Source organism: Isoptericola sp. NPDC057391 (assembly GCF_042668085.1).
Classification (GTDB): domain Bacteria; phylum Actinomycetota; class Actinomycetes; order Actinomycetales; family Cellulomonadaceae; genus Isoptericola.
Map to the genome: position 1 here is coordinate 1 of NZ_JBHVBO010000133.1, position 11950 is coordinate 11950.

9 protein-coding genes are annotated in these 11950 nt (G+C 73.7%); all 9 read left to right on the forward strand.

Annotation, left to right across the window (positions count from 1 at the left end; genetic code table 11):
• Positions 1-95: 95 nt before the first annotated feature.
• Complete coding sequence (locus ACFUVW_RS15300; protein WP_430572183.1) at positions 96-1076, forward strand: ABC transporter permease; 981 nt, start codon at positions 96-98, stop codon at positions 1074-1076.
• A 5-nt stretch (positions 1077-1081) separates the two neighbouring features.
• Positions 1082-2050, forward strand: coding sequence for an ABC transporter permease (locus ACFUVW_RS15305; protein ID WP_430572184.1), 969 nt, complete (start codon positions 1082-1084; stop codon positions 2048-2050).
• Positions 2047-3720: an ABC transporter ATP-binding protein gene (locus ACFUVW_RS15310; RefSeq protein WP_430572185.1), complete on the forward strand. Its 1674-nt coding sequence runs from the start codon at positions 2047-2049 to the stop codon at positions 3718-3720. Before ACFUVW_RS15305 ends, ACFUVW_RS15310 begins: the two co-directional genes overlap by 4 nt.
• Positions 3717-4640 (forward strand): alpha/beta fold hydrolase, encoded by a 924-nt coding sequence (locus ACFUVW_RS15315; RefSeq protein WP_430572186.1) that lies wholly within the window; start codon positions 3717-3719, stop codon positions 4638-4640. The genes ACFUVW_RS15310 and ACFUVW_RS15315 overlap by 4 nt, the downstream gene beginning before the upstream one ends.
• A gap of 52 nt (positions 4641-4692) precedes the next feature.
• The gene (locus ACFUVW_RS15320) at positions 4693-5868 is read left to right on the forward strand and encodes a glycoside hydrolase family 1 protein (protein WP_430572187.1); all 1176 of its coding nucleotides are present in this window, start codon (positions 4693-4695) and stop codon (positions 5866-5868) included.
• Positions 5869-6067: 199 nt separating this feature from the next.
• Entirely contained in the window at positions 6068-8353 is a 2286-nt protein-coding gene (locus ACFUVW_RS15325; protein WP_430572188.1) for a glycoside hydrolase family 3 N-terminal domain-containing protein, read from the forward strand.
• Between the two features lie 59 nt (positions 8354-8412).
• Positions 8413-8754, forward strand: a complete 342-nt coding sequence (locus ACFUVW_RS15330) for a metal-sensitive transcriptional regulator (RefSeq protein WP_430572189.1) — start codon at positions 8413-8415, stop codon at positions 8752-8754.
• Positions 8755-8788: 34 nt separating this feature from the next.
• Entirely contained in the window at positions 8789-9169 is a 381-nt protein-coding gene (locus ACFUVW_RS15335; RefSeq protein ID WP_430572190.1) for a heavy-metal-associated domain-containing protein, read from the forward strand.
• Positions 9170-9359: 190 nt separating this feature from the next.
• Entirely contained in the window at positions 9360-11912 is a 2553-nt protein-coding gene (locus tag ACFUVW_RS15340) for a heavy metal translocating P-type ATPase (RefSeq protein WP_430572191.1), read from the forward strand.
• Positions 11913-11950: the final 38 nt, after the last annotated feature.

The following is an 11950-nucleotide window of genomic DNA, read 5'->3' on the forward strand; positions in this document are numbered from 1 at the left end:
GCCCTGTTCCGACACGAAACAGGGCCACGAGCCCACCCACAACGACCGCCCGCACGACCCCACCGACCGACCGACCACCCGACCCGGAGGCTCCGTTGCGCTACGCGCTCCGCAAGCTCGGCCTGCTGGTCCTCACGCTGTGGGCGGCGGTGACGCTGAACTTCGTCATCCCGCGCCTCATGCCCGGCTCCCCCGCCGACGCGGCCATCGCCAAGCTCGCCCAGAACGGCCCCGTGACGCCGTCGGTGCAGGCGGCGATCGAGGCCCAGCTCGGCATGCCCGGCGGCAGCATCTGGGACCAGTACGTGCAGTACCTGAACAACGTCATCCACCTCGACTTCGGGGTGTCGTACACCTTCTTCCCTCAGCAGGTCTCGGAGCTCGTCGCCGGCGCCCTGCCCTGGACGCTGATCATGGTCGGCGCCGTCACCGTCGTGGCGTTCGTGCTCGGCACCCTGATCGGCATCGGGGCGGCCTGGAAGCGCGGCACCTGGATGGACTCCCTGCCCACGGTGGCCGGCAGCTTCCTCTCCGCGTTCCCGTACTTCTGGACCGCGCTGCTCATCGTCTTCTTCCTCGGGTACGTGCTCGGCTGGTTCCCGACCTCGGGCGCCTACTCCGCCACCGCGGTGCCGAACCTGTCGTGGGAGTTCCTCGGCGACGTGCTGTACCACGCGGCCCTGCCCGCCGTGACGATCCTCATCACGTCGCTGGGCGGCTGGATCCTCGGCATGCGCAACACGATGATCAACACGCTCGGCGACGACTACGTGACGTTCGCCGAGGCGAACGGCCTGCGCGGCCGGACCGTCGCGATCCGCTACGCCGCCCGCAACGCGATCCTGCCCAACCTCACCGGCTTCGGCATGGCGCTCGGCGGCGTCGTCGGCGGCTCCCTGCTCGTGGAGCAGGTGTTCGCGTACCCCGGCGTCGGCTACCTGCTGTTCAACGCCGTCACCAACCAGGACTTCCCGCTGATGCAGGCCCTCTTCCTCATGATCACCGTGAGCGTGCTGCTCGCGAACTTCCTGGTGGAGATCCTCTACGGCGTCCTCGACCCCCGAACGAGGCGGTGACCCCGATGGCTGACCCGACCACCACGACCACCGCGACGATCCCGGACCCCGAGGGGCCCGCCCCCGAGTCCGTCCACGGGCCCGGCCGGCCCGCCCGCACCCGCCTCGGCCGCACCGGCCAGGTGCTCGGCCGCGCGTTCGCCACCGTCTGGGCCAACCCCAAGGCCCGCGTGGGGCTCGTCATCCTGGGGCTGTTCGTCCTCATGGCGATCTTCGCGCCGCTGCTGGCCCCGTACTCCCCGCACGACGACTCGTTCGCCCGCAACGAGCCCGGCAGCGCCGCGCACTGGCTCGGCACCACCGGCGCCGGCGAGGACGTGCTGTCGCAGGTGATCTACGGCGCCCGCGTGTCGCTGCTCGTCGGCTTCATCGCCGGCGGCCTGTCGACCGTCGTCGCGGTCGTCATCGGCCTGTCGTGGGGCTACCTGCGGGGCTGGGGCAACGACGTCGTCAACTTCCTCGTCAACCTGTTCCTCGTGATGCCGGGCCTGCCGCTGATGATCATCATCGCGGCGTACCTGCAGAACGGCGGGCTGCCGATGATCATCCTGGTCGTCGTCATCACCGGCTGGGCGTGGGGCGCGCGCGTGCTGCGCTCGCAGACGCAGTCGCTGCGCTCGCGCGACTTCGTCACGGCGGCGATCTTCTCCGGCGAGAGCTCGGCCCGCGTGATCTTCCGCGAGATCCTGCCGAACATGACCTCGATGATCGCGGGGTCGTTCTTCGGCGCCGCGACGTCGGCGGTGCTCGCCGAGTCCGGCCTGTCGTTCCTCGGCCTGGGCGACATGGCCACCGTGAGCTGGGGCTCGATGATCTTCTGGGCCCAGAACTCGATGGCGATCCTCACCGGCCAGTGGATCCTCCTGTTCGCCCCCGGTCTGTGCATCGCGCTGCTGGCGACCTCCATGACCCTCGTGAACTTCGGCGTCGACGGGTTGAGCAACCCGCGCCTGCGGGAAGGGACCGGCCGATGAGCCTGCTCGAGATCCAGGACCTGTCCGTCGTCTACGAGCCCCGCGGGGCCGTCCCGACGCACGCCGTGAAGCACGCGAACCTCAGCCTGGAGCAGGGCGAGTTCGTGGGCCTGGTCGGCGAGTCCGGCTCCGGCAAGTCGACGCTCGGCTTCGCGATCACGCGGCTCGCCAAGGCGCCGGCGCGCATCTCCGGCGGCCGCATCGTGTTCGACGGCACCGACATCGCGCACCTGGACGCCGAGGAGCTGCGCGTGCAGCGCCGCGGCGGGTTCGCCATGGTGCTCCAGTCGGGCATGAACGCCCTCAACCCGGTGCGCACCATCGCGCACCACTTCGGCGACATCTTCGCCGCGCACGGCCACGTGCCGAAGGCGAGGCGACGCCAGCGCGCCGTCGAGCTGCTCGACAAGGTGCAGCTGCCGTCCACGGTGCTCGACCGCTACCCCGGAGAGCTGTCCGGCGGCATGCGCCAGCGCGTCTCCATCGCCCTGGCCCTGTCGCTCGAGCCGCGCCTCATGGTGTTCGACGAGCCCACCACGGCCCTCGACGTGCTGGTGCAGCACGCCGTCATGGACACCATCCGCGAGCTGCAGGCCGCGGAGGGCTTCACCGCCGTGCTCATCTCGCACGACCTCGGCGTGGTGCTGGAGTCGGCGGAGCGCGTCGTCGTCATGCACGACGGCGAGATCGTCGAGGACGGGGCCTCCCGCCAGATCTTCGCGGCCCCGGCGCACCCGTACACGCAGATGCTGCTGAGCCACTACGCCGACCCGCGCGCCGAGGTCGTCGAGCTGCCGGGCTTCGAGCGCAAGGCGCCGCACGGCGGCGCCGCGGGCGACGACGGCGAGGCGCGGACGGCCGCGCACGACGCGATCGTCGTCGACCACGTGTCGAAGGTGTACCCGCCGCCGCGCCGCGGCGAGAAGGCCGTCACCGCGGTCGACGACGTGTCCTTCCGGCTCGAGCCTGGCGCCGCGATGGCGCTGGTCGGCCAGTCGGGCTCCGGCAAGTCGACCATCGCCAAGATGGTCACGGGCGTGGAGCGGCCGACGTCGGGCACAGTCACGTTCGGCGACCTGCGGGTCGACCGGCTGCGCCGCCGCCAGCTGAAGACGCTGCACGCGGACGTCCAGATGGTGTTCCAGGACCCGTACTCGGCGCTCAACCCGCTGCACACCGTGGAGTACACGCTCACGCGCCCGGTGGAGAACTTCACCGGCCTGAAGGGCGAGGCCGCGCGCGAGCGCGTGCTGGAGCTGCTGGAGACCGTGGGCCTCACGCCCGTGGAGCAGTACGCGGCCAAGCTGCCGCACCAGCTGTCGGGCGGGCAGCGTCAGCGCGTCGTCATCGCGCGCGCCCTGGCGTCGAACCCGCAGGTGCTCATCGCCGACGAGCCCGTCTCCATGCTCGACGTGTCGCTGCGCGCGGGCGTGCTCAGCCTGCTGGAGGACCTGCGCGCCGGGCTCGGCGTCTCGCTGCTGTACATCACGCACGACCTGCTGTCCGCGCGCGTCGTGACCGACCAGATCATGGTGCTGCACCACGGCAAGGTCGTGGAGTCCGGCGGCACCGCGCAGGTGCTGCGGTTCCCCGAGGACGCGTACACGACGCAGCTGCTGGACGCGGTCCCGCAGCCCGCGCGGCGCTTCTCCGACGGGGCCGCGTCGTGACCGCGCGGGCCGCGACGGCCGCCCGGCCGGGCACGCCGTTCTCGATGCTGCCGCTGCCGGACGGCGTCGAGCCGCTGGTGCTCGACGTGCCGGTGGGCCCGCTCACCGCGCTGCGGTCGGTCGTGCCGGACGGCGTGGAGCGCCGCGCCGTCGCGCTGCTCGTGCCCGGGTTCACCGGGTCGCGGGAGGACCACCGGCTGCTGCTGCCGCTGCTGGCGGCGCGGGGCGTCGAGGCGTGGACGTACTCCCAGCGCGGGCAGGCCGACTCGGTGGCGCCGCGCGGGGTGGGCTCCTACCGCCTCGACGACTTCACCGGCGACGCGCTGGACGTCGCCGCCGTCGTCTCCGGCGAGGCGGGCACCGCGCGCGGCGACCTCCACCTGCTGGGCCACAGCTTCGGCGGCACGGTCGCGTCGGCCACCGTCGTGCGCGACGCCGGGCCGTTCGCGAGCCTCACCATGCTCTGCTCCGGCCCGCACGGCTGGCCGGGGCGCAAGGACCCCGAGCGCGGCCGGCTGCTCGCCGCCGCCGGCCAGGTCGACCTGTGGACGCTCGACAACCCGGCGCTCGCGCGGCGTCTCGCCGAGGACCCGCGGGCGCTGGCCGACCTGGACGCCGACACCCGCTTCGTCCGCGACCGCTCGGTCGCGACCAGCACGGACAACCTGCTGGGCGCCATCGACGTCCTCGCCGACGTCCGCGACGTCACGCCCGGTCTGGCCGCCACCGGCCTGCCGGTGCTGGTCGCGCACGGCGTGGACGACGCGGCGTGGCCGCAGCCGTGGCAGCGCGCCATGGCCGAGCGGCTCGGCGCCCGCTACGAGGTGATCGCCGACGCCGGCCACCTGCCCAACGTCGAGAACCCCGCCGCGACCGCGGACCTCCTGGCCGACTTCTGGACCACCACCGCTTCCCGCTGAGCCGTCACGCTCGCAACCCCCGATTTCCGCACCACAACGTAAGGACCATCCCGTGCTGCACTTCCCCGAGGGCTTCCGCTGGGGCGCCGCCACCGCGGCCCACCAGATCGAGGGCAACAACGTCTCCAGCGACTGGTGGGTGCGCGAGCACGCCGCCGGCACCTCGATCGTCGAGCCCAGCGGCGACGCCGCGGACAGCTACCACCGCTACCGCGAGGACATGACGCTCCTGCGCGACGCCGGCCTCGACACCTACCGCTTCTCCATCGAGTGGGCGCGGATCGAGCCCGAGGAGGGCTTCGTCTCCCGCGCCGAGATCGCGCACTACCGCCGCATGGTGGAGACGTGCCTCGAGCTCGGCATCACCCCGATGGTCACGCTCATGCACTTCACGGTGCCGCGCTGGTTCTACTCCGAGGGCATGTGGCGCTCGCCGAAGGCGGCCGACCGCTTCGCCCGCTTCACGGAGCTCGCGCTGCCGATCCTCGGGAACGACGTCGACTACGTCTGCACCATCAACGAGCCGAACATCGCCGCGATGATCGCCGGCGGCGAGGACCCGGCCAACCTCGTGGCGTACGGCCTGCCCGCCCCCGACCTGCAGGTCGCGGACACGCTGCTCGAGTGCCACACCCGGGCGCGCGAGATCCTCGCCGGCGTGGGGGGCATCAACTCCGGCTGGACCGTCGCCACGCAGGACTTCCAGCCCGAGCCGGGCTGCGAGGACGTGGCCCACGAGTACGGCCACCAGCGCGACGACTGGTACCTCGAGGCCGCCCGCGGCGACGACTGGGTGGGCGTCCAGGCCTACACCCGCACCATCATCGGCCCCGACGGCCCGCGCCAGGTGCCCGAGGGCGTCGAGACCACGCTCACCGGCTGGGAGTTCTACCCGCCGGCCCTGGAGCACGGCGTCCGCTCCGCGTGGGAGAAGACGCAGGGCGTGCCGGTGTTCGTCACCGAGAACGGCATGGCGACGCAGGACGACGCGCGTCGCATCGACTACACCGAGGGCGCGCTGGCCGGCCTGCACTCCGCCATCTCGGACGGCGTCGACGTGCGCGGCTACCTGCACTGGAGCCTGCTGGACAACTACGAGTGGGCCTCCGGGTTCCGCCCGACGTTCGGCCTGGTCGAGTTCGACAAGGAGACGTTCGAGCGCCGCCCGAAGCCGTCGCTCGGCTGGCTCGGCGCCGTCGCGCAGGCGAACGGCCTCACCGTCCGCTGACCTCCGCCGAGGTAGTGCGAAACCCCGCGAGGTAGTTCAGAAATCGCCGAGGTAGTTCGCGATGGCACGAGGTAGTTGACTACCTCGCGACCCCGCGAACTACCTCGGCGATTTCTGAACTACCTCGCGGAACCCGGAACTATCTCGCGGAGACCTGAACTACCTCGGCGCACCACTTCCCGACGAAGGACCCGGAGCCATGACCGACCTGCCGTACCGCGACCCGTCCCTGTCCCCCGCCGAGCGGGTGGAGGACCTGCTGCGCCGTATGACGCTGCCCGAGAAGGTGGGGCAGATGTTGCAGCTCAACGCGATGGACGACCTCGCCGAGATCGTCGTCGGGCGGCTGGCTGGCTCGATCCTGCACGCGTCGCCGTCGCGCGTCGTCGAGGCGATCGAGCTGGCCCGCGGCACGCGGCTCGGGATCCCGCTGCTCGTGGCGGACGACGCGATCCACGGGCACGGCTTCTTCCCCGGCGCGACGGTGTTCCCCAGCCAGCTGGGGATGGCGGCGACCTGGGACCTCGACCTGGTGGAGCGGGCGGCCCGCGCGACGGCGGTCGAGGCCGCCGCGACCGGCCTGCACTGGACCTTCTCCCCCGTGCTGTGCGCGACGCGCGACCTGCGCTGGGGCCGCGTGGACGAGACGTTCGGCGAGGACCCGTTCCTGATCGGCGAGCTGGGCGCCGCGATGGTGCGCGGCTACCAGGGCGACGGTCTCATGGACCCGACGGCGGTGCTCGCGACGGCGAAGCACTTCGCCGGCTACTCCGAGACGCAGGGCGGCCGCGACGCCACCGAGGCCGACCTCACGCCGCGCAAGCTCCGCTCCTGGTTCCTGCCGCCGTTCGAGCGGGTGGTGCGCGAGGGCGTGCGCACGGTGATGATCGGCTACCAGGCCATCGACGGCGTCCCCATCACCACGAGCCGCTGGCTGCTCCAGGGCGTGCTCAAGGACGAGTGGGGCTTCGACGGCACCCTCGTCACCGACTGGGACAACGTGGGCCGCATGGTGTGGGAGCAGTTCGTCAGCCCCGACCACGCGGCCGCGTCGGCCGCCGCCGTCGACGCCGGCAACGACGTCATCATGGCGACGCCGAAGTTCTTCGAGGGCGCGCAGGAGGCCGTCGCCGACGGACGCATCGACGAGAAGCGGCTCGACGACGCGGTGCGGCGCATCCTGCGCCTCAAGGTGGACCTCGGGCTCTTCGAGGACCCGCGCGCCCCGGTGGCCGAGCGCATCGAGGCCGTCGTCGGCTCGGCCGAGCACCGCGACCTCGCCCTCGACGTCGCGCGTGGTTCCCTCGTGCTGCTGGAGAACGACGGCACGCTGCCGCTCGCGGGCGGCCTCGTCGCGGACGACGCGGGGCGCGCGGTGGCCTCGCCCGGTGCCACGCCGCTGCGCGTCGCCGTCGTCGGGCCGAACGCCGACGACCCGCACGCCCAGCTCGGCGACTGGGCCGGCGCGTCCGGGCAGGTGAGCTGGATCCGCGACGGGCACCCCCGCAAGCTGACGGAGACGGTGCTGGACGGGCTGCGGGCCGTGGCGCCGGTGTCCTGGGAGGTCACGCACGCCCGCGGCGCGGACATCGTCGAGCTGGGGCCCGACCCGGACGGCACGCACTTCCCCGACGGCCAGCCGCGCCCGCCGGCGGCGCTGCCCGCGCCGTCGGACCCGGCGCTCCTCGCCGAGGCGGAGGAGGCCGCCCGCGGAGCGGACGTCGTCGTCGCCGTGCTGGGCGACGAGGTCGCGCTGACCGGCGAGGGCAGGTCGACCGCGACGCTGGAGCTGCAGGGCGGCCAGGTCGAGCTGCTGGAGCGGCTGGTCGCCACGGGCACGCCCGTCGTCGTCGTGCTGGTCGCGTCGAAGCCGCTCGTGCTGCCGGAGGCCGTCGGCCGCGCCGCCGCCCTGGTGCACGCCGCCAACCCCGGGATGCGCGGCGGCCGCGCCGTGGCGGAGCTGCTGCTCGGGCTGGTCGAGCCGACCGGCCGCCTGCCGATCTCCTACGCCCTGCACGCGGGGCAGCAGCCCGTCTTCTACCACCAGGTGCGCGGCCAGCACGGCACGCGGTATGCCGACCTCACGCAGCGGCCGCCGTACGTCTTCGGCGAGGGCCGGTCGTACACGACCGTCGAGTACTCCGGCCTGGAGCTGGACGCCGCCGACGTCGCGCCCGACGGCGTCGTGCGCGGCCGCGTCACCGTGACGAACACGGGCGACCGGCCCGCCGTCGAGACCGTGCAGGTGTACGTGAGCGACCGGGTCACGTCCGTGACCTGGGCGGACCGGGAGCTGAAGACCTTCCGCCGCGTGCCGCTGGCGCCCGGCGAGAGCGTCGTCGTCGAGGTCGAGGTGCCCGCCGCGGGCTGCACGATCGTGGACGCCGCCGGCCGCCGCGTCGTCGAGGCGGGCGAGTTCGAGCTGCTGGTGGGACCCTCGTCGCGTCGCGACGACCTCCTGGTGGCGCCGTTCCGGATCGGCTGACGTCGTCGGGGCGGGTCGACGGGGTTGACGAAGTACCCCCTAGGGGTATGCTGGGTGCCATGACCGAGACGACCGCACCCACCGACGTCCTCGACGGCGCCGCCCACCAGCACGACGGCCCGCACGGCTACGCCTCCGACAAGGAGGCCTACCTCAAGCGCATGCGCCGCATCGAGGGTCAGGTGCGCGGCATCGCGCGCATGATCGACGAGGACGTCTACTGCATCGACATCCTCACCCAGGTGTCCGCCGTGACGAAGGCGCTGCAGGCCGTGTCCATCGGCCTCGTCGAGGACCACCTGGGCCACTGCGTCGTCGACGCCGCCCGCGCCTCCGAGGCCGAGGGCGCCGCCAAGGTCAAGGAGGCCGCCGACGCCATCGGCCGCCTCGTCCGGTCCTGAACACCCCCACCCACCCTCCATCGAAGGAGCACCGATGAGCACCGTCACCACCCTGGGCGTCACCGGCATGACCTGCGGCAACTGCGTCGCGCACGTCACCAAGGACCTGTCCGCCGTCCCTGGCGTCGTCGACGTCAGCGTCGAGCTGCGCGCCGGCGGCACCTCCGACGTCGCGGTCTTCTCCGACGCCCCGCTCGACGAGGCCGCGCTGCGCGAGGCCGTGGACGAGGCCGGGTACGAGGTCGCCTCCGTCGACGTCCAGCAGGACGCGCTCGCCGCCCAGCAGGCCGCGCAGGCACCCGCCCGCCAGGAGGCGCACAACTGCGCCTGCGGCTGCGGCACCGGCGAGGCCTCCGCCCCGGAGACCACCCCCGCGCAGAAGACCTACGACCTGGCCGTCCCCCCGCGCGCCTGAGTCCCCGGCTCACCGAGCCACCCCGCGGACCGCCTGCCGAACCGTCGCCCGCCCGAGCCCCGAGCCGGGCTGCCGCGACCCAGGCCCTCCGCGCCGCGCCGTCGTCCACCGACACGGCGCCCCCACCGCGACCCCGCCGCCCCGGGTCGTCGCGGGTGACCTCCACCCAGCACCTCAGGGAGTCACCCTCATGAGCACCCCCACGTCCTCGCCGGTCGACCCGGCAGGACCCGCCGCCGCGGCCCCGCCGCCGATCCTCGAGGTCGACCTCGCCATCGAGGGCATGACCTGCGCGTCGTGCGTGGCCCGCGTCGAGAAGCGGCTCAACCGCGTCGACGGCGTCACCGCCACCGTGAACCTGCCGCTCGAGAGCGCCCACGTCGAGCTCACCGCGCCCGTCGACGACGCCGCGCTGGTCGCCGCCGTCGAGAAGGCCGGCTACGGCGCCCGCGTCACCGGCCGCCGCGACGTCGCCCCGCCCGCGCCGGACCCCCGGCCCGCGCCGGCGCCCCCGGCGCCCGACGCCTCCGCTCCCCCGGCGGGCCGCACGACCGACACGTCCGCGTCGAGCGACGCCCGCGGCGCGGACCTGCGCCGTCGGCTCGTCGCGTCGGCGATCCTCACCGTGCCGGTGGTGGCGCTGTCGATGATCCCGGCGCTGCAGTTCACGGGCTGGCAGTGGGTGGTCGCGGCCGCCGCGCTGCCGGTCGTGACGTGGGGCGCGTGGCCGTTCCACACCGCGGCGGCGCGGGCCGCCCGGCACGGCGCGTCCACGATGGACACGCTCGTCTCGCTCGGCGTGATCGCCGCGACCCTGTGGTCGCTGTGGGCGCTGCTGCTGGGCGGCGCGGGCGAGCTGGGCATGCGGATGGAGCCGTCGTTGCTGCCGTCGCGTGCGCACGGCACCCCAGAGCTCTACTTCGAGGTCGCGGCCGTCGTCACGACCTTCCTCCTCGCCGGCCGGTACGCCGAGCACCGCTCGCGCCGCCGCGCCGGAGACGCCCTGCGCTCGCTGCTGGAGCTGGGCGCGAAGGACGCGGAGCGGGTGCGCCTGGCCGCGGACGGCACGCCCCTGACCGGGCCCGACGGCGGTCGCGTCACCGAGCGCGTCGCCGTGGCGGACCTGGCCGTGGGCGACGTGTTCGTCGTGCGGCCGGGCGAGAAGGTCGCCACCGACGGCGAGGTGATCGAGGGCGCGAGCGCCGTCGACACGTCGCTGCTCACGGGCGAGCCGGTACCGGTCGACGTCGGCCCCGGGGACGCCGTCACCGGCGCGACCGTCAACACGTCCGGCCACCTGCTGGTGCGCGCCACCCGCGTGGGCGAGGAGACCACGCTCGCGCAGATCGGGCGCCTCGTGTCCCAGGCGCAGACCGGCAAGGCCCCCGTGGCGCGGCTCGCCGACCGCATCTCCGCCGTCTTCGTGCCGATCGTCATCGGGCTGTCCGTGCTCACCCTGGTGGGCTGGCTGCTGGCCGGCGCGGACCTGCAGCTCGCGTTCACCGCCGCCGTCGCGGTGCTGATCATCGCCTGCCCCTGCGCCCTCGGGCTCGCGACGCCCACCGCGCTGCTGGTCGGCACCGGCCGCGGCGCGCAGCTCGGCATCCTCATCAAGGGGCCCGAGATCCTCGAGTCCACCCGTCGCGTCGACACCGTGGTGCTCGACAAGACCGGCACCGTCACCGAGGGCCACATGCAGGTGGAGCGCGTCCTCGTCCCCGACCTGTCAGGACCACGAGCAGGTTCTGATGGTCCTGGCCCTGACAAGTCGCGGGAGCGGGAGGTGCTGGCGTACGCCGGCGCCGTCGAGTCCCTGAGCGAGCACCCGATCGCGCACGCCGTCGCGGCCGCGGCCGCCGAGCTGTCAGGGCCACGAGCAAGTTCTGAGGGTCCTGGCCCTGACAACCCGGGGACAGGGGTGGACGGCGTCGGGATCGGCGCGCTGCAGGCGTTCGACTTCCGCGCGACGCCGGGCGGCGGGGTCGAGGCGGTCGTGCGGCGAGCGCACTCGGGCCTCGCCGGGCTGGCCGTCGACGGCGGGCTCAACGCGCGACGCGTGCTCGTCGGGCAGCCGTCGTGGCTGACCGGGCAGGGCGTCGCGTTCGACGGCGACCTCGCGGCCGCGTTCGCCGACGCCGAGGCGACCGGGGCGAGCGCCGTCGTCGTCGCGTGGGACGGCGCGGCCCGCGGCGTCGTCGTGCTGCGCGACCCGGTCAAGGCGACCTCCGCCGAGGCCGTGCGCGAGCTGCGCGACCTCGGCCTCCGCCCGGTGCTGCTCACCGGCGACGGCGAGGGCGCGGCCCGCGTCGCCGCCCGCGAGGTCGGCATCGCCGAGGAGGACGTCATCGCGCGCGTGCTGCCGCAGGACAAGGCCGCGGTCGTGACCCGGCTGCGGTCCGAGGGACGGGTCGTCGCGATGGTCGGCGACGGCGTGAACGACGCCGCCGCCCTCGCCACCGCGGACCTCGGGCTCGCGATGGGCACGGGCACCGACGTCGCGATCGAGGCGAGCGACATCACGCTCGTCCGCGGCGACCTGCGCTCCGCCCCCGCGGCCGTCCGCCTGTCCCGCGGCACGCTGCGGGTCATCAAGCAGAACCTGTTCTGGGCGTTCGCGTACAACGTGGCGGCCATCCCGCTCGCCGCGGCGGGTCTGCTCAACCCGATGATCGCCGGGGCGGCCATGGCCGCGTCGTCCGTCATCGTGGTCGGCAACTCGCTGCGCCTGCGCCGCGCCGGCTGACGCACGAAGCGTTGTGGGTGGGATCGTGGCCCGGTTTC

Bases quoted from the DNA above. Each gene is read 5' to 3' on its own strand.
- ACFUVW_RS15330 (WP_430572189.1), top strand. From the start codon at position 8,413: ATGACCGAGACGACCGCACCCACCGACGTCCTCGACGGCGCCGCCCAC.
- ACFUVW_RS15305 (WP_430572184.1), top strand. From the start codon at position 1,082: ATGGCTGACCCGACCACCACGACCACCGCGACGATCCCGGACCCCGAG.
- ACFUVW_RS15340 (WP_430572191.1), top strand. From the start codon at position 9,360: ATGAGCACCCCCACGTCCTCGCCGGTCGACCCGGCAGGACCCGCCGCC.
- ACFUVW_RS15335 (WP_430572190.1), top strand. From the start codon at position 8,789: ATGAGCACCGTCACCACCCTGGGCGTCACCGGCATGACCTGCGGCAAC.
- ACFUVW_RS15325 (WP_430572188.1), top strand. From the start codon at position 6,068: ATGACCGACCTGCCGTACCGCGACCCGTCCCTGTCCCCCGCCGAGCGG.
- ACFUVW_RS15310 (WP_430572185.1), top strand. From the start codon at position 2,047: ATGAGCCTGCTCGAGATCCAGGACCTGTCCGTCGTCTACGAGCCCCGC.